The organism is Paenibacillus sp. LBL, assembly GCF_029893715.1.
GTDB lineage: Bacteria > Bacillota > Bacilli > Paenibacillales > Paenibacillaceae > Paenibacillus_AQ > Paenibacillus_AQ glucanolyticus.
This window is the reverse complement of record NZ_JARXYU010000002.1, coordinates 520,395-538,721: the sequence shown is the minus strand read 5'-3', so window position 1 is coordinate 538,721 and position 18,327 is coordinate 520,395. Positions and strand designations below refer to the sequence as shown.

Annotated in this window: 19 protein-coding genes; 6 read left to right on the top strand and 13 right to left on the bottom strand. The window is 45.1% G+C overall.

The window, feature by feature from the left end:
* Positions 1-194: 194 nt before the first annotated feature.
* Together M2277_RS07535 and M2277_RS07530 are read right to left on the bottom strand one after the other, a co-directional pair.
* Positions 195-659 (bottom strand): hypothetical protein, encoded by a 465-nt coding sequence (locus M2277_RS07535; RefSeq protein WP_036637757.1) that lies wholly within the window; start codon positions 657-659, stop codon positions 195-197.
* Positions 660-753: 94 nt separating this feature from the next.
* On the bottom strand, positions 754-1,233 hold the full coding sequence (locus tag M2277_RS07530) for a GyrI-like domain-containing protein (RefSeq protein ID WP_006210348.1): 480 nt from the start codon (positions 1,231-1,233) through the stop codon (positions 754-756).
* Between the two features lie 110 nt (positions 1,234-1,343).
* Between M2277_RS07530 and M2277_RS07525 the strand changes: the two genes are divergently transcribed.
* Complete coding sequence (locus tag M2277_RS07525; RefSeq protein WP_063480716.1) at positions 1,344-2,306, top strand: helix-turn-helix transcriptional regulator; 963 nt, start codon at positions 1,344-1,346, stop codon at positions 2,304-2,306.
* Positions 2,307-2,517: 211 nt separating this feature from the next.
* On the opposite strand, the gene M2277_RS07520 is transcribed toward M2277_RS07525, so the two are convergent.
* The 3 genes from M2277_RS07520 to M2277_RS07510 all read right to left on the bottom strand — a co-directional run bounded on the left by M2277_RS07520 (position 2,518) and on the right by M2277_RS07510 (position 4,942).
* Positions 2,518-3,381, bottom strand: coding sequence for a manganese catalase family protein (locus M2277_RS07520; RefSeq protein ID WP_348537773.1), 864 nt, complete (start codon positions 3,379-3,381; stop codon positions 2,518-2,520).
* A 396-nt stretch (positions 3,382-3,777) separates the two neighbouring features.
* Positions 3,778-3,951, bottom strand: a complete 174-nt coding sequence (locus tag M2277_RS07515) for an SRPBCC family protein (protein WP_280754503.1) — start codon at positions 3,949-3,951, stop codon at positions 3,778-3,780.
* Between the two features lie 346 nt (positions 3,952-4,297).
* A complete protein-coding gene (locus tag M2277_RS07510; RefSeq protein ID WP_280754502.1) occupies positions 4,298-4,942 on the bottom strand; it encodes a bifunctional 4-hydroxy-2-oxoglutarate aldolase/2-dehydro-3-deoxy-phosphogluconate aldolase in 645 nt (214 codons plus the stop codon).
* Between the two features lie 209 nt (positions 4,943-5,151).
* Here M2277_RS07510 and hisC point away from each other — a divergent pair, with 209 nt between their 5' ends.
* From hisC to M2277_RS07495, 3 genes are all read left to right on the top strand, one after another.
* Positions 5,152-6,261, top strand: coding sequence for a histidinol-phosphate transaminase (gene hisC / locus M2277_RS07505; protein ID WP_280754501.1), 1,110 nt, complete (start codon positions 5,152-5,154; stop codon positions 6,259-6,261).
* A gap of 46 nt (positions 6,262-6,307) precedes the next feature.
* Complete coding sequence (dapA, locus tag M2277_RS07500; RefSeq protein WP_348537772.1) at positions 6,308-7,174, top strand: 4-hydroxy-tetrahydrodipicolinate synthase; 867 nt, start codon at positions 6,308-6,310, stop codon at positions 7,172-7,174.
* A gap of 468 nt (positions 7,175-7,642) precedes the next feature.
* Entirely contained in the window at positions 7,643-8,389 is a 747-nt protein-coding gene (locus M2277_RS07495; protein WP_280754500.1) for an EcsC family protein, read from the top strand.
* Positions 8,390-8,543: 154 nt separating this feature from the next.
* On the opposite strand, the gene M2277_RS07490 is transcribed toward M2277_RS07495, so the two are convergent.
* The 4 genes from M2277_RS07490 to M2277_RS07475 form a co-directional block, all read right to left on the bottom strand.
* Positions 8,544-8,828 (bottom strand): hypothetical protein, encoded by a 285-nt coding sequence (locus tag M2277_RS07490; RefSeq protein ID WP_280754499.1) that lies wholly within the window; start codon positions 8,826-8,828, stop codon positions 8,544-8,546.
* Positions 8,829-8,925: 97 nt separating this feature from the next.
* The gene (locus M2277_RS07485; protein ID WP_280754498.1) at positions 8,926-9,993 is read right to left on the bottom strand and encodes an undecaprenyldiphospho-muramoylpentapeptide beta-N-acetylglucosaminyltransferase; all 1,068 of its coding nucleotides are present in this window, start codon (positions 9,991-9,993) and stop codon (positions 8,926-8,928) included.
* Positions 9,994-10,327: 334 nt separating this feature from the next.
* Positions 10,328-11,809 (bottom strand): alanine/glycine:cation symporter family protein, encoded by a 1,482-nt coding sequence (locus M2277_RS07480; RefSeq protein WP_036637737.1) that lies wholly within the window; start codon positions 11,807-11,809, stop codon positions 10,328-10,330.
* A 557-nt stretch (positions 11,810-12,366) separates the two neighbouring features.
* Positions 12,367-13,767 (bottom strand): FAD-binding oxidoreductase, encoded by a 1,401-nt coding sequence (locus M2277_RS07475; RefSeq protein WP_280754497.1) that lies wholly within the window; start codon positions 13,765-13,767, stop codon positions 12,367-12,369.
* Positions 13,768-14,052: 285 nt separating this feature from the next.
* Between M2277_RS07475 and M2277_RS07470 the strand changes: the two genes are divergently transcribed.
* On the top strand, positions 14,053-14,670 hold the full coding sequence (locus tag M2277_RS07470) for a TetR/AcrR family transcriptional regulator (RefSeq protein WP_006210368.1): 618 nt from the start codon (positions 14,053-14,055) through the stop codon (positions 14,668-14,670).
* Here M2277_RS07470 and M2277_RS07465 read toward each other — a convergent pair.
* Together M2277_RS07465 and M2277_RS07460 are read right to left on the bottom strand one after the other, a co-directional pair.
* On the bottom strand, positions 14,667-14,951 hold the full coding sequence (locus tag M2277_RS07465; RefSeq protein ID WP_280754496.1) for an SDR family NAD(P)-dependent oxidoreductase: 285 nt from the start codon (positions 14,949-14,951) through the stop codon (positions 14,667-14,669). The genes M2277_RS07470 and M2277_RS07465 overlap by 4 nt on opposite strands.
* Positions 14,952-15,444: 493 nt before the next feature.
* Entirely contained in the window at positions 15,445-16,083 is a 639-nt protein-coding gene (locus tag M2277_RS07460; RefSeq protein ID WP_280754495.1) for a nitroreductase family protein, read from the bottom strand.
* A gap of 117 nt (positions 16,084-16,200) precedes the next feature.
* Between M2277_RS07460 and M2277_RS07455 the strand changes: the two genes are divergently transcribed.
* A complete protein-coding gene (locus M2277_RS07455; RefSeq protein ID WP_148248776.1) occupies positions 16,201-16,560 on the top strand; it encodes a MerR family transcriptional regulator in 360 nt (119 codons plus the stop codon).
* On the opposite strand, the gene M2277_RS07450 is transcribed toward M2277_RS07455, so the two are convergent.
* Both M2277_RS07450 and M2277_RS07445 read right to left on the bottom strand, forming a co-directional pair.
* Positions 16,557-17,519, bottom strand: a complete 963-nt coding sequence (locus M2277_RS07450; protein ID WP_076152830.1) for an NAD(P)H-dependent flavin oxidoreductase — start codon at positions 17,517-17,519, stop codon at positions 16,557-16,559. The genes M2277_RS07455 and M2277_RS07450 overlap by 4 nt on opposite strands.
* A gap of 5 nt (positions 17,520-17,524) precedes the next feature.
* Entirely contained in the window at positions 17,525-18,325 is an 801-nt protein-coding gene (locus tag M2277_RS07445) for an energy-coupling factor transporter transmembrane component T family protein (RefSeq protein ID WP_280754494.1), read from the bottom strand.
* Between the last annotated feature and the right edge of the window lie 2 nt (positions 18,326-18,327).

Sequence of the window (18,327 nt, the reverse complement as noted above, 5' to 3'; positions counted from 1 at the left end):
AGGTTTTTTTTGCATGATACAATAAAATTGTAAGATGAACTAACTTTGACTTTTTATAATACATAGTCGTGATCTGATTATATCATCGGGTCTGTTTATACGCAATAAAAAAAGAACCTGTTCATTTATCCAGGTTCTTTTTTTTGATTTTCCGCTAAGGTAATCCTCAGCTTGCCTCGGGTCCTCATTAAGCTCTAATATTCGCCTTTGATTACAAAAAAGGAGCCCCGAATGGTTCCAGCTAAGGTAGACTTCTGCCTCGCAAACTTAAACTTCCCTTCCAATTCCTGCGGTATCTCCATTCCCTCAGAAAGCTTAAAGCCAACGGCCCGTTTCTTCGGGTCATCCACCGTATACATGACATTGAGTCCAAGACCATCCTCATAAAAGACATAGGTAAACTGGATGTTGTCCACTTGAAAACGCGACGTTTCAAGTGGTTTGGCCGCAAACGCAAGATCACGTTCTTCTTTCAAAATTCGGTTCACATAATCAAGGGTCTCCTGGCTTTCGCTCGCTGGTACAACTGTAAATTCATGCTTATATTTGTTCATAAAGTAGCGGGCTTCGTTCGCTCGTAAGCCAGCAAGCGTGTCCGCTACGGGTGAAGACTCTAAACCAACCGTAGACACATGTTTAAAATCAACGGTATAGGACATCATTTTATCCCCCCTTAAAGTGTGAGCAAGTGTTGCTCTCTACAACCTGCTTTGAGCAACACTCGCATATGTGCGCATCATCATCTGCTTATCTTTATTTCCTTACGACAGGTATCCACAATTCACCGTATATGAAGCCGTTTCGCTCCCCCATCTCAACCGTTGTATTCGGCCCGCCAACATAGGCAATATGCTTAGCTTCTGGCAAAACTTGACCAAAGGCGATGCCAGTAAGGGTATTACTGAGCTCTTCAGCCGTCTTGGCTTCCCCTTTTACCACGAGATATTCCCCTTTAGGAAATTGGATAACTCTCGTAGCTTCCGGTAACGATGCCTCTGTCATAACACCAGCATAGTGCATCATCTTGTTATTCACCGCTTCGTTCACGGCAAAAATGTAGTCATTTGCGGCTAAACCTCTTAATGTGTCTAGTCTTCCATCTTCTTTGACCGACGACCAGAAGTCTGCCTTTTCTTTATTTATGCCGGCATAGTCGGTGTAATTGCTCTTCAGCTCTGTTCCAATGCCTAAAACGGTAAAGCTGTCTTTTTCCTCAAGAATATAATCTGCCATGTTCAAAACCTTCCTTTGTTTTAAGATGATCAAATGATTTGTCTTTTCACTTGATAGGTTTATAATAACCTTAAACCATGTCAGAAAATGATACTGTTTAGGAGGCCTCGATGAATAAGGTTGAACGGATTAATATCATCATGCGATATATCAACAACCGCGCTCACTTTACCATTTCTGAAATCATGCGGGAATTTAACATTTCCCGTTCGACAGCAATCCGGGATATCAAGGAAATCGAAGCCATGGGAATGCCCCTTGTCGCTGAAGTTGGAAGGGATGGGGGTTATTCTGTCATGAACAACTCGGTTCTGCCCACGGTTCGTTTTACCGATAATGAGATCAAAGCTCTATTTATTGCTTTCATGGCAACCAGAAATCAGCAGCTCCCTTATCTGAAGAGTCGTCATTCTTTAGCTGAAAAATTACTAGGCCTCATCTCAAATAATCAGCAGGATGACCTTGTACTGTTAAATCAAATACTGCTCTTTGAAGGGACCAACCCTCATAATCCGGACCTGCTTGATCTGTCAGACCTCCCCCACCCCATGTTGGAGAAACTGATTCAAATCCTTCTGATGGATAGCTACTTATGGGTCACCGTCAAACAAGGGAAAGTCATAGAATCTTATCCCATTTATCTCTTGCACCTATACCATGAGAAGAGCCTATGGCTAATTGAAGGCTTTGACTTAGAGGATGAGAAGAGACGAATAATTCCTGTCGACCATCTCACCCATGTAGAACCATACTCTTCGAAAAAAAGAGCAAGCAAGAAAAAAATTTTAGAACTGCTAAGCAAACAGGAAGATGTCATTAACCTTGTCCTGGAGCTTGGTCCAAAGGCGATCACCCAATTCAAAAAATACCATCCTCTAAACGTGTCTATTTCGTATACGAATCCTTACCAAACCACTGCTATTCTACAGACCTTTGTCAATGTAGAGCATACCGAAGAATTAACTGAAATGACAAACTGGCTGCTTTTCCTAGGCGGAGATATCACGGTCAGGGAAGTGCCCGAAGAAGTCTCGGAGGGTTTGCAAGAGAGATTACGCTTATATTGCCCATAAACCGGGTCCATTAACCGTTGCGGCTTATTTCTGAAACAACAGGATCGTCCCAAGCTTTGCATTCGATATTTCCCAATGGTCCATGTTCACACTCCTGGGGTCTACAGGATTTACACACAAAAAATAAGACTCTGGCTTCTAAGCCAGAATCTTACAGACGAACATGTATATTGAGAATGGTGTTTTTTTATCGTTTCTCGCGTTGAACCTGCTATGTGTTTAAATCGTGAAGCCCCGGCGCATGCTCATTTGGCATTTCTGGCAATACGGGGACGGGATAACCCATCGGAGGATCTGTTATCTCAAGCTCTCCCCCATTCCGACTTGGAGATTTTCCGCTGAAGATCTCGGCAATTCGGGTATTGTCCAATCTGAAGTTGAATTGAGCATTGTGGAAGCCCATATCCACGTATTTTTTGCATTCCGGATATTTGTTGATATCGTAATTAGGAACTGGAAACAACTTGCCCCACTCCACACCCAGCGATTCAAGGGCTTTTGCGAATGCATTCTGATGCGCATTATCACGAACGATCAGAAAGGCAAGTGTCTCTCTAAATGTTTTGTTGGAGCTCATTTCATAAATTCGAGATTTTTGCAAAACCCCTGTTGATTCAAGCACCAGGTTATCCAACAGATCGGCTACGAGATTTCCATGGTTATATACGTAATTGCCCATCCAGGGATTGCCCGCTGCATCTACAGGCAAAGACCCCTGCGCCCCCACGATATAATGATGCGGATTGGCATGGCGCACCGCTTCATCCAACGGAGCTCCATCAACCCCGGCATTTCCCGGTACCTCCTCTCCCGATCCGTTCAGAAGCTGATTAATGGTTGTCTGGACCAGCTCAACATGGCTGATTTCCTCCAGGAAAACTCCGCGAATTAAGTCACGGTACTGAGCCTTGTTCCCCCGAAAATTGCTGCTTTGAAAAAAATACTGCATCATCGTGCGCATCTCACCGAATCGACCACCCAAGGCTTCCTGCAGGACCTTTGCTGCAGCCGGATCAGGTTTATCCGGCACAATCATATTAATTAAGTCTTCTTTATAGAAATAAACGGGAAACACCTCCTTTAAAGACAGACATATTATGGGGCAGCCATAAGCAAATCATACATTGTAATTATTTGTTAGTAGTACCCAGTTCGTCCTTCCGTACCGTATACAAATCTTTCACGTGCAATGTGATAACATATACCCCACTCGTAAGAATTCGTCAGAACCATGCAGCTCCCGCCTGCCTCCCATTCAGAGTGATTCGAGGAATCGCTTGATTGCTTGACAGCCTGCCTCGACAAGAGGTTCAACGCGCTGTTTCGCCTCATGGGGCAAGAAATCACTAATCCAGACGAATTTTACTCCTCCAGCAGAAGGGAGCATCTGCATGGACGCGCTGTGATGGGCGAAATCGCCGTTCACTACAGTGTAGGCCAGACGACACTTCTCCTCGTCTAGACTTACTAGCTACTCCTGAACCACATATCCGTTGTTGAAGGTCACCGTTCGTTCGCCCGAAGCCTCCTGGCAATCCGCAAGGACGCCAGCGAATAGTCTAGCCGCATTCCCGAAGTCCCGAAGCTGATCCCAAGCTTTATCAAGACTGCAGTCGATTTCAATCTCACGATAGATAGTTGCCATAGTTCTTCCCCTCCCAATTCCGCCGTTATTCCTCGTGTAGGAAATAAGACGAGTCCAAGATAATCCTTCATCCATTACAACCTTTATGATAAACATATAACACTGACCACGGTGTGTCAGTGTTTAAGAAGCCATATTACATAATCAAGCATTGTTACATTTCAATGCGGATGATTAAGGTTGCTGGCTGTGTTGAAGTAACAAAGAAATCCATCAACATCTTCGGTTTGTTTGTACTTAGATAAAAAAGCCGCATTGAATGCGGCTTCCAAATTAGATATGGTGTACATGTTGTTGTCCTCTGATGTGCGCTCAGACACGAATACTAAAGCGTGCTTCCCAGGATTTAATGTGTCGCCCGCTCCTCGGCTACAACATGGACCAACTCTTTTGCCAATCTCTGGATAGCAGAAAAATTGCCTGATTCAATCCAATCCTGCTTTACCAGACTTCCTCCCATCCCTACCGCAAACGCGCCAGCGTGGAGAATCTCCCGTATATTATTCAGCCCAACACTGCCAGACGCGATCATAGGAATATTATTGAGCGGCCCACGGATTTCCTTTAAATAGGAAGCGCCTCCAAGCGAGCCAGTCGGAAATACTTTGACGGCTTTTGCCCCAAACTTGATCGCTCGTACGATTTCCGTTGGCGTCATGACACCGGGATACACATCGATGTGATGCATGGCACCGTATGCTATTACCTCTTCATCCAGATTGGGTGACACCATAAATTGCGCACCTGAAGCTATGGCTTGTTTCGCCATTTCCACATCCAATACGGTTCCGGCACCAACAATTAAATCGTGGTCATACGTTTTTCTCCATCGTTCAATCAGAGCATATACGCCCTCGGTGTTGGTTGTCACTTCGATGAAACGAATACCGCCTTGGGCCAGCGCTTCGACGGTCCGGTCCGCTGCATCCGGATGTACGCCTCGAAGCATCGCCATTATTTTTTCCTTGTTCAGTTGTTCCAACACAGTCATACTGTCTCTTCACCCCTTAACGTAAAATTAATCTGAATATAACGGCAATCCAGCATGGCGTAACCATCCACTTTCGTATTTTTCCGGACCAACCGCTCAGTTTTCCCAATCGGCTTGATGAAAAGGGACCCAATTGGATGGTTACTTTTCAGATGGGACGGTTTATATTCATGCCATATGGCCCATTTTCACAGGAAGGAGGAACCAGCATGAACCATTCATTCACGATTCCATTGCGGAGCGCACTGGGTAACTTGTCGCCTTATTCGCCGGGAAAACCGATCCGGGAACTCCAACAAGAGTTGGGGCTGTCCGATATCATCAAATTAGCTTCTAACGAAAATCCGTTGGGTCCATCGCCCAAAGCGCTTGAAGCGATTGCGCATTCCTTATCCGATTTACATCGATATCCGGATGCGAGCACCGTCCAATTGCGGCAAGCACTGGCAGCTCACCATCAGATGGCTCCTGAACAATTCATCATAAGTAACGGCGGTGATGAACTGATCACACTCATTGCCGAAACCTTCCTGGAACCAGAAGATGAAGTGATTATATGTTCGCCTTCGTTCAGCGAGTACGAATTTGGCGCGCATCTGATGGGAGCAACCGTCGTTCCGGTTCCTTTAAGTCCTTCGTTCAAGTTTGACAGGGAGGCCATCGTCAATGCAGTGACCAACCGAACCCGCTGGCTTTGCCTTTGTTCGCCAAACAATCCGACTGGCACGTTCCTTCCGAGGGAAGATCTACGCTATATCCTGGATGCACTTCCCAAGCATGTCCTTGTTCTGTTGGATGCCGCATATAGTCCGTTCGCACATGAATCCGATTATACCGATGGCCTTGAATTTGTTCGATCCGGATACCCGGTGATTGTATTGCAAACTTTTTCAAAGCTGTATGGCCTGGCTGGACTTAGAGTCGGTTATGGTGTGGGCCATGAGACGCTTGTTTATCAAATAGTCAAAGTCAAGGAACCGTTTAATGTGAACACACTAGCTCAAATCGCAGCAACTGCTGCTCTTCAAGACGTTGAGCATGTCCGTCTGACACTGAAATCAAATCATGAAGGGAAGCTGCAGCTTTATCACGCTTTTCAACAAATGGGACTGCCTTATGTGGAAAGTACAAGTAATTTTCTGTTAGTTGAGTTAGGGGCTGCAGCAAAAGATATATACGAAGCCCTCATGGCCCATGGGATCATCGTGAGATACGGAGGTATATGGAACCTGCCCGGCCACCTTCGTATTTCAATTGGAAATATAGAAGAAAACTCAGTACTCATTCGAGCCATCTCCGATATTCTTGCATGCGAATAACAACAATTGTCCATCACAGAGATGACTTGAGAGAGGAGAAATCAAAATGATGCTAAATGAAGAGTCATTGCGCGGAGTCATGGTTCCTATTGTCACCCCGTTTGATGAACAAGGATATCTTGACATCAAATCTTTTAAGAGGCTCGTTACACGTTTGAGAAATAGCGGAATTCACGGGCTGGTCGTCAACGGAACAACCGGGGAATCGCCTACAGTAGGGGATTCAGAGCTTGAAAGGATGATTTACGAGGCCCGCATTATACTTGAAGAGCTTCCCTTGATTGTAGGTACTGGATCTAACAATACGGCCGCTGCCATCAAAAAAACAGCCCGGGCAAAAGAACTTGGGGCCGATGCCGCATTGGTCGCCACCCCCTACTACAATCGTCCTTCACAGCAGGGAATCGTGTATCATTTTCTAGCCCTGGCCGAAACAGGGTTGCCCATTATTCTCTACGACATCCCGCATCGTACAGCCGCAACGCTGGATTTGCACACAGTGAAGACCATATTGAAGATGGATCATGTCATCGGAATGAAAGATAGCACCGGCGACATAAAACGTCTATTCCAACTTACCAGAACCCAGTCCAAACCAATTTTGTGCGGCGAAGACGATTTGTTTTATGCCTCGTTATGTTGCGGCAGCAAAGGAGGAATCCTGGCTAGCGCCAATTTAGAAACCCAACAATTTGTACAAGTATATGAATCGTTCCGTAATGGAAAAAATCAAGAGGCCAGAGAACAATTTGATAGCCTTACACCACTTATTCAATTTCTCTTTTCTGAGCCTAATCCGGCTCCGCTCAAATGGCTGCTGGCTCAAAACAGGCTTATTCGATCAGATCGACTTCGTCTACCTATGACACAAATCACGAATGAAACCGCACAAAAAGCAATTCGGTTCAGGTAAAGCAAGGTGCAAGCACAGACGACCAGCCTCTTAGGGGACTGGTTGTCTGTTTTCTATAGTTACAAAAAAATCAAAGACTCTGCAAAATGGCCTTTTCAAACAGGCAGATATAAAAGGTGTGCTTCTGATGCGTGATCTCTTCCAGCAAATTATATGATTGGAGGAAAATAGGCATTACTGATGTTAACAACCTCGTTATAAATTATAATATCCCTCCTCTTCAATTCACCCTGTGTTGATTTCCTCTTGTCGGTCAGCCCATCAAGTTAGGTCATTTCAGATCAACTGCAGTTCTATATTGACAGTGCCATAAAAACACAAGCGGCCTTGGAGCATTTTCATCTTGCCTATCCTTTTATGTAAGCTGGCGCTGGACTTTAGTCGAGGTCCGCATCCTGCTACGGTCTATTCCGTAGTACGGAGTTATTCGCTACAATATAACCAAATGTTTTGGAGGAGCGGTTAAGCATGAATTACGAACATAAAGTACAGAGGGAAGTTGCCGAGTGGGAGCGAAAAATGTTCAAACCGCCCGGTTGGCTCGAAAAAACATCGAAAACCATCGGCACTCGAATCAATCATTTGATTCCCCCGAAGATGCACAGCATCATGACCACCACCATCCGATCGATCGTGCGCACTGCACTGTTCGGTGCGGAATATACACCCGGCCGACCGGTGCAGCGCACTTTGGAACTGGAGTCTGCCGATCAAGAAGCGAAAGAGTTGTTTGCCCTGTACCAAAAAATCGCGGTTGCCGAAGGCGCTGGAACGGGAGCCGGTGGCATTATGTTTAGTATGGTAGACTTTCCGGCTTTAATTGCGATCAAAATGAAATTTTTGTTCGAGCTGGCGCATGTTTATGGTTATGACACCAAACACTTCTCCGAGCGGGTATTCATTCTCAAAGTATTTCAAATGACGTTTTCGGGGCCGGAGAACCGTGCCCGACTATTGGATTCCATTAAACATTGGCATATGGAAAAGGAACAGTGGCTCTCCGACGCCGAATACTCCCGGAATATGGACTGGGAGACATTTCAGATCGAGTACCGCGATGCCATTGACTTCCGGAAAATGTTACAGATGGTGCCTGGGATTGGCGCTTTCGCAGGCGCATGGGCAAATTACACCATTCTTGAAGAAGTGCGCGAGTTTGCCACGAACGCCTACCGCCTGCGCAGATTGCACGATCATTCTGAGGTTTGGGATTAATTTCTCTCATTTTCGCCATGTAGATCAATTTGTGGCTAGCGTCTCTCTTTAGCGAGTTGCAGTTAACCCCATTCGAGTTAGCCATAGCAAGGCAGCCGATCATTATGATTGGTTGCCTTCATTTTTTATCAAGATAGAGTGTTTTCCCGTTAACTTAATCTGCTGTCAAGTGCCCAAAGGAGACTTTTTGAGGTAGATCATTGTTCTTTAATCGTTCGTACGCTTCTAAAAGGTCAGGTACATTCTCTCTAGTGAGAATCAACCCGTTTATTGTGTTCTTAGTGACAACTAGTTCCTCTTCATTAAACGTAGAGAGCTCTGAAATGAAACATGGAATGGGTCTCTCAAACAACTCGGAAAGGGCACTGTTTATGGATGCCTTCTCTTCATCAGTTAGCTTTTCAAACAGAGACATAATCATATTGATGATTTCATTCATTACGTCCTCACACTCCCTCATCAAGATATGAATCTATTAATTATACTGAAAGCACGTGATGTGGTTTCATGAACAGATAAATAACGATAATTTTGCTTCATTTAGCTGTTTCAATAATGAGATTATAGAGAAGGCCTAAGGCATCATGATGTTTGAAACCATTCATGTTTTTTATGTAGACCTCTTTTTCTTCAGCCAATTCCCTAACACTCGTTATCAAGCTTTTAGAATCCAGCAGTTCCTCATGCAGAACCTTGCAATAACCCTCACGTTCGAAAGAGGCGGCATTTAAAAGCTGGTCCCCTCTGCTCTGTTGTTTAGTTAGAGGAATCAAAAGCATCGGTTTCTTCAGGAACAGGAATTCAAAAATCGAATTGGAGCCTGCCCTAGAAATAACGAAATCACAGTAAGCTAGTATATCGGGCAGCTCTTGATCAATGTATTCAAATTGTTTATAATCCGGATTCGATATCGAGGAGTCAAGGTTCCCTTTTCCACAAAGATGAATGATTCCAAATTGCTTTGTTAGCTCATTTAATGACTCCCGAAGTACTTCGTTAATTTTCCTGGCTCCTAAACTACCACCCATTACGAGAATGGTAGGCTTCGTCATTTTGGAAAATCCAACAAACTCACGACCTCGTTCTGCCTTGCCCTGTTTCATTTCTTCTCTAATAACCGGGCCTACATGATGGCCGTTATTATTTTTGAAGGCCGCAGCAGTCTCCGGAAAGGTGGTGCATATTACAGTTGAGAACCTGCTAGTTATCCTGTTGGCTAACCCTGGGGTCAAATCTGATTCGTGTACAATTACAGGTACTTTATTCAACCATGCTCCAATAACAACAGGGACGGATACAAAGCCGCCTTTGGAAAAGACTACGGCTGGTTTTTGTTTTTTTATCAGTTGATACGCTTGGACAACCCCTTTGACTACATGGAAGGGATCCTTTACGTTTTTCAAATCTACATATCGTCTAAGCTTGCCCGTTGAAATCGAGTGGTATTTTACATTAGGAATAGGGGTAATAAGTTGTCTCTCGATGCCATTTATTGAACCTATGTAATCCATTGACCAGCCTGCATCCATAAACTTTGGAATCAACGCAAGATTAACCGTTACATGCCCTGCCGAACCTCCGCCAGTGAAGAGAATCTTTTTCATTTATTCAGCCACCCAACCATGCTGTTTTTACTTACATTCATTATCATAATACTCTATTTAGCTTAAGGGTAGAATGCAATCCGCAAATCGGTTTTATTCACAAAACATAAAAAGACAAATCCATGCTCTTGATAGAAAAAATATAACCTTCAATGTCAAAACAATGACGATTATCGTACAGGTGCAAATGGCGAAGATGTCAGCTCAACCTCAACATCCCCAAACCCTAATCTTCTTGGCAGAGCCACCACATCATAAAAGCAAAAAGAAACTGCGATGGACGCAGCTTCTTTTTGCTGATCTTTTTGCTGATCCAATCATATGAACCAGACACTTACATATGCACCGAATTGTTCTTGTGCTGCTGTGATGGAGAATCGATTGGAGTGTATTCCTTCTCCCAAAAGTCTGCATTTTTAATCCCCAGCTTGACAGGATCGAATACCGGATCCTTGCCCTCCTTCTTCTGCCGCTCGTAATCGCGAAGGATTTTCAACGCCGGCTTAGTCAATAACAGTATAGCTATAATATTCAGCCAGGCCATACTTCCTACGCCAATATCACCAAGTCCCCATGCCAAGTCGGCTGTTCTGATGCAGCCATAAAAGGTAACAATCAAAATAGCCGCTTTCAATACATATTCCATCCAAACCCGTCTGAATTTTTGGTTAATGTAGGCCAGATTCGTCTCCGCCATATAGTAATAAGCCATGATCGTCGTAAAGGCGAAAAAGAATAGCGCAATAGCAACAAACGCAGAGCCAAAGCCAGGAAGCAGCGTCTCAACTGCCCGTGTCGTATACACAGGCCCCGGTCCAACGTCTCCCAGATTATTCACAATAGCGCCGGCTCCTTCTGGCGTTACATTGTACATTCCGGTGATCAGAATCATGAATGCGGTAGCTGAACAGACGAATAAGGTATCGATATAGATCGAGAACGATTGGACTAGCCCTTGCTTGGCGGGATGTGACACTTCACTGGCCGCCGCTGCATGAGGAGCTGTCCCCTGTCCCGCTTCATTGGAATAAATGCCCCGTTTCACTCCCCAACTGATAGCTGCCCCCAAAATTCCACCGAAAGAGGCATTTGCACCGAAGGCGCTGGAGAAGATCAGGCTGATCATAGCTGGAAGCTCATTAATATTACTAATAACTATAATAAGTGCAATAATGATATAACCAACGGCCATAAAGGGCACAGCGACCTGGGCAACCATAGCAATGCGTTTAACGCCACCGAAAATAATCGCACCCAGAATCAGTACAAGCACCGCGCCGATGATGGCAGGGTTAATGTTAAAGGCCGATTCCATACTTACTGCAATACTATTGGCTTGCACTCCGGGAAGCAGCATCCCCGTTGCAATGACCGTTACAATCGCAAATAGGACTGCGTACCACTTCATATTCAAGCCTTTTTCGATGTAATATGCTGGTCCCCCGCGGTACTGACCATTTTGTTTGGTCTTATAGACCTGACCGAGTGCAGCTTCAACAAATGCAGAGCCCGCACCCAGAAATGCAATCAACCACATCCAGAATACAGCTCCTGGTCCGCCATATGCGATTGCTGTTGCCACACCGGCGATATTTCCGACCCCAATTCTCCCGGCAAGAGCCATTGACAGCGCCTGAAATGATGATATGCCAGCTTCGGAACCTTTACCTTGAAACATCAGTTTGAGCATATCCTTGATGTGTCTAACTTGCAAAAATCGGGTTGCAATGGTAAAAAACAAGCCTGTTGCCAAACATAGATAAATCAAAGCGTTACTCCAGATAATTCCGTTTAGCCAATTGACTACGGTCTCCATCCTCTGCCTCCTAAGATTCAAATTCTGGCCTCATTAAGATAAATGAATATCATGTAGTGTAAACGCATGAGGTATATTCAAGGTCCCTCTTTAAACATCACCGCCTTGAATCAAAATCAATCGTCTTTAAATATCCAATTCAATGATAGGTTTCATTACATATTTATATGATTATGGATATTTTTCTACTATTATACTGATTAACGCCCACCAAATGTCAATATTTATTTCATTATTTCATCTCTAAAAGCTGATTTTTCTGAATTAATAAGAAAACAAGGATATTATCTATCATCTTAAGTGAGTATTATGAATCGATTAATGTTCCCATAAATGCTGGCGATGAGGTCCTCCTTAGAATACATACGGTAGGAATTGTGTTCCCGAGATGGATACAACTCCGATACGGTCATAATACCGAAGCGTATCCTTCGGAATATTAGCAGCCGTGAAACCTCTTTAATAGAATATTGTTTTTCCATACAAAAAATAACATTGGAGTAAACTCCAATGTTATTACATTTTTTTACTTCAATTTTATTTGTAACCTATATATCCTAACTTTTCTTTTTGTCTAATCTGCGAACGGATCGCTTCCCCACCGGAATACTCTGGGCAAAACGAAATACATTTAACGGATCATACTTTTGTTTCACACGCTTCAAACGAGCAAAGTTCACGCCGTAATACGACTTCGGCCAATTCTTGATCCCCAGATCCGGGAAGTTCACATAGTCTCCTACTACATAGGGACGTAACGCTTTACGGAACCTTTTCACCCACTGAATATTCCGCTGCTGCTCTTTGTCATTCCTCCACCGCGCCGACAGTTCATAAACCGTTTCTGCCTTCCGATGAGGATAGGCTGTTGCAGTCGGAGATACCCTGCTTACCGCGCTGCCGGCACCCCCTAAACTTTGACACCACACGGTAGCATGCTTATTAGGTGCTTTCGAGAGGAAATCGCGAATCATCCGTACCCCTTCAGGAGGTAGAGGCTTATATCCGAAAGCCCCGGTTATTTTAAACTTCGGTTCCAAATTCAGATCTCCAGCGGCAAAAAATTGGGTCGCTTCAATAAAAGGTACCGTTCGCACCATCACTTTCACCGGAGTTCCTACTTGTAGCAAAGGTCGGATCAGTCGACGTAGCTCCTCTGCACCGCCAAGCAATTGCCCCGTCGAGACGATCGTCCCCACCTGCTTGGCAGCCACCTCGATGGTTGAGGTTAAGCGGTTTGTGACCGAAGGTGCCCAGCGCTGCCAAGCCGGAAATACCTTCTCCAGGTCGCGCCATTTCCAGGTTATGCTGTAGATGGAGACTGTCCGGATAGGCCGTACCCGAAACGTATAGCGGGTAGCAATGCCGAAGCTGCCTCCCCCGCCACCTCTTGATGCCCAGAAAAGATCGGAATTTTTTTTCTTATTCGCGATGATCGTCTTCGCTCCATACCTTCCCGAAGCTACAACCATCTTCACCTGTTTCAGGTTATCGCAGGTAAGTCCATATTTACGAGACAACAGTCCAATCCCGCCTCCCAGGGTAAGCCCTGCAACACCCACATCAGGTGCCGTCCCTGCCGGGAGCGCTACGCCCTTATCCCACAGCTTCCTGTATACACGGGCAAGCGGATTGCCTGTCTGCACGTGGGCCACCCTGTTCTTGCGATCCACCTTCACCTTATTCATTGCACTCACATCGATAACAATCCCGCCATTGATTGTCGAAAATCCTTCATAACTGTGCCGCCCGCTGCGCACTCGCAGACGTACGCCCCGTTCACGAGCCCATTTGACGGCATTGATCACATCCTGTGTTCGTCTGCAAAAAACGATGACCCGTGGAAACTTGGAAATGCGCCTGTTGTATTCCATTCTGGCCGCACGGTACGACGGGCTGCCCGGGACCACAACCCTTCCGGTCAATCTCGTACCTGCTTTTATTGGCTTCAGTGCCATTGAATCTCACCATCCTCGTACATGTAATAAACCGTTCTTATCTGCTTATTCCTATGTGGGGACACTTGACCCGGTAACGGCACCTGCCTTGTAAGGCGGGTTTGATTTTGGATTATATGATTAGGACAAGCCTTCGTTTCTCACAAAATCAAACAACGTGTTGTTTAACTATACGATTTTTATTATAATATCATGTAACAGTCAACCATGTTCGAATCGTTCCTGTGCCAGGTATCGGCACTATTTGTCTGTGTATACATTTTTCAAAAAGGAGTTGGCTTAAGAATGCGAGAACCGAGCAAAGATTTGCGAATTATTCGAACGAAAGAGTTCATCCGTGAAGCCTTGATTGATTTAATTGAGGAAAAAGGATTCGAAGCCATTACAGTTAAGGATATTACAACGAGGGCCAGAATTAATCGCGGAACCTTCTATGCGCATTATCAGGATAAATTTGATTTAATGGCCCGATGCCAAGAAGAGTTTATGGACAAAATGAGGGACATCGTTAAACAAAAAGTTACGGACGTTAATGTAGATGCAGATTCGAATGTACCCCCAACGCTGCCCCTTAATGTCATGGTTTCCATGTTTGAGTATTTGGATCAGAACCGAAAGTTTATGAGGGCCGTATCCGGTCCCAAAGGTGGCCTATCCTTCCAAACAAAAATGAAGGAGTTCTTGTGGAATACATTGTTTGTTAGAAAAGAGTTCCCTCTGGTAAAGCAAGAGAAATTGCTTGTTCCCAGCGAGTACTTAATTGCCTATTTGGTTTCGGCCCATATCGGTGTCATTGAGCAGTGGCTGAATGGCAACGGAACCGAATCTCCTGAAGAGATGGCTCGTATTCTTGCAACAATTACGGTGAAAGGTCCATTCACGGCGGCCGGATTGAAGAATTAGAGAATAGAGAAAACCCACTTTTTAGAATCTTCCACGCTGCTGGAATCTGCCTGAACGGCAACAACCTTTCCTCCCATTGCGGCGATTTTTGCCTCGACACGTGTCAGAGCCTCTTGTCCTCTGCCTGTCAGCACAACGAAGGCACCAGCCTTAACCATTCGTGTGACAATCGCCTCGCCAATTCCGCGGCTACCGCCTGTAACTACTGCACACTTACCCTCTAGCGATAACATAAGTTCAAACGGTACAGGAGTAGGAATCGATAATGAAAAATTAGTCATTAAAAAAAACTCTCTTCATAATTAAATTCCAGAAGAGGCAAACCCGTATAGGTTCCTATCCTCTCTGTTCATGTTACCCACTCTGTTCTCCTTGCATAGAAAAAAACCAACAACGCGTTGTTTTTATTAAACAACTTCCATTATAGAAATAGTTCACACATTTCAACAACGATCAGATATGCCCGGTGTGTTGGGTATCCAACAGCATTCGTAAATGTGCTAATTTTTTCAAGTTAATTTTGCTTAGAGACAACAAGAAGGGCACTCGACTCGAGTGCCCTTTCTTGTTATTGGGTTATGACTGGCGGTGAAGCTCCAAAACTTTAATAGGATCTAGCAGCCAAGGAAACCCATTAAGGTCCTCCACCAGCCAAAAGATTGCCGTATACTAGAAGTTTCATACAACACTCGCTGATTGTCCCCCAGCCAAACACGTAAATTTACTCCATCCGATTATGCCATAATCAAATGTGACCTCATCTCCACCGCCAGGTTACTTCCAAAAAGTAATTCTATCGGGACCTAATCGAACTGATTCATAACCTTCTTCTTTGGCTTTTCCTATTGAGATCATCATTACGGGAACATAGCGTTCTTCATCTAGATCAAATGCTTTTGCCAGTTGATCAACTTCGAAGCCCGCCATTGGATTCGTATCATACCCATGTGCACGAGCTATTAACATGAACTGCATCGCAAAAAGGCTGCTGTCGACTTTGGCAACTTCAACCTTCACTTCTTTTGGAAGTGCCGGAAACATGGACAGAATGGTTTCCAGCTGACGATCTCGTACTTCGGCTGGCATTTTCCCTTGCTCCACAGCTGTATTGTAAATATCCTCGGCATTCAAATAGCTTTGAGTATCGCCAAAAATTAATAACATGGCCGAGGAAGTATCGTTTTGTAATGTATTAAAACGTACAAGAGGTCTTAGTTTTTCTTTTCCTTCCGGAGTATCAACCACGATAACACGCCAAGGCTGCATATTTGCGGAGGATGGAGCCAAGCTGGCTTCCGTAATCATTTCGCTCATTTCTTCTCTCGATATTTTGATACTCTCATCATACTTGCGGACAGAACGTCGCCCCTTAACTACATTGGCAAAATCGTTATTCAGAATATGGTTAAACATCGAATCTCTCCTTTTGATAACATTCATTTTTTTGACATGGTGTATGTCGTTCGTTATCATAATCGTATTATGAACTATAAACCTAGGTTTATAGCAAGAGAGAGAAGGGGCCGCAATATGAAAATAAATGAGGTTTCAAAATTAACAGGTCTGCCTATATCAACATTGAGATTCTATGAACGCAAAAACCTGATCCCGGACAGGTTCGTTGCAAGAGATGAAAACAATTACCGTATTTATTCAGAAGAGATCGTTGAATTCCTCGATGATGTCAAGGTGCTCCTGTCCGTAGACTTTTCTATAGAAGAATTAAGTACGCTAGTTAATCAACAAATTGACTTGGCATACGAGGATAAGAAAATGATCGTTGAACAAAAAATCAAAGAAATCGAAGATATCCAGAAGCGATTAAGAAAGTCAAAGAAATTTTTGAACACTATCCTGGAAGGAAAAGCAAACTTTCAAACGAAGTGTTAAGAACTTCCCCACGCATGACGGATGCGCCCTGCCTCCGCAATCATTCGGTTGATCAGTTCGGAAACGGTAGGGATATCTTCAATCAATCCAGTCACCTGCCCAGCCCAGCCGAACCCCTCCTCTTCATAACCGTCGTGAATCCAGCGTCGGTTTACCTGACCGCGAATCAAGTGTTGGATCTGCTCATAACCGGGTGTCCTTTGCTCGGTCTCAACAATATGCTGGGCAAAAGCATTGCGCAGCACCCTCCCCGGAGAACCGATGGACGCTTTAATGATCGTTGTGTCCGTCTCTGAGCTGCTGACCAGCGCTCGTTTATAGGATTCAGAGGCATGCACGCATTCCTGTGTGGCAATAAAACGAGTACCCATGACGATTCCTTCCGCGCCCAGAGCCTGAGCAGCCATCCAGCCTCGGCCGTCTCCAATTCCACCTGAAGCAATGACGGGGATTTGCACCGCATCCGCAATGCTGGGCACCAGTACCATGGTGCCCACTCCGTCGCGTCCAAGATGCCCTCCACCTTCATTGCCCACAACAATGACTGCGGATGCGCCAAGCGCCTCCGCTTTTTGCGCCTGTCTGCGTGATGAGACAAGCACCAGTGTGATTATATCCGTTCTCCGCAGCTCATTCAGCATGTCAGTCGGGTTGCCTCCTGTAATGGATACCACCGAAACGTTCTCTTCCTTGATGACCTGCAGACGGTCTGCAAGATCCGCTCGCTGCATGCCCAGAGCAAGATTGACCCCGAACGGCTTGTCCGTTAAGGCATGAATCCGCTGAATTTCGCAGCGCAGGGAATTCGCATCAGGAAGACTCATAGCCGTAATCTGCCCAAGTCCGCCGGCATTGGATACGGCTGCTGCCAGATCGGCATAGCCAAGGTAAGCCAATCCCCCTTGAATGATAGGATACTGAATGTTCAGAAGATCCGTAAGACGTGTGCTCCATTCCATATCTATTATCCTCCTGAGAGCAGAAGCAGCACGAAGATGAAACCGATCGTGCATCCTCCTGCCCTAAAGTCCGTAGTCGTCAATCTCAATACTCGGTAAGAGCTCCTGCCCTTCCCGTTACCATAAGCTCTGGCGTCTATGGCCAGCGATAACTGCTCCGCGCGTTGAATGGTCGTCATGAAGAGCGGCACTACAATGGGAATATAGGCGAGCAGCCGCTTGGGCAGCTTGAGGGCGGTGATATCATATCCCCTTGCCTTTTGGGCGAGCATAATGCGTTCCAGTTCTTCCATAATGGTGGGAATAAAGCGTATGGCAATCACCACCATCAAGGAAATCTGTTCAACGGGTACATGTAATCTGGACAGCGGCGACAGCAGCTTTTCCAATCCCAGAGCCAATGCCAACGGCTTGGTGGTCAGGGTAAGGATTGAGGCAAGAAGGATCATCAAGCCGATACGCCAGACGACAACCGTTCCCGTCTCGATGCCTTCCGCTGTCAAAGATATGAACGACCAGGACCACAATATCGTTGTACCCGGAGTAAGAATGGCGTTATATGTCCAGGTAAACACTAAAATGAACCAGACCGGCCTTAATGTCCGCAAATACATCCATATGGATATATGAGACAGCCCCATGACGATCAGAACAAAAGCTGTGGCAGCAGCGTAATCGACCCAAGTCCGTAGTGCCAAAAAACTAACCATCATCAGAACCATGCCAAGCAGTTTCGTTCGAGGGTCCAATCGATGAATCAGGGAATCTTGTTCGATGAATTGTCCAAACAGTATATTTTTCTGCATAT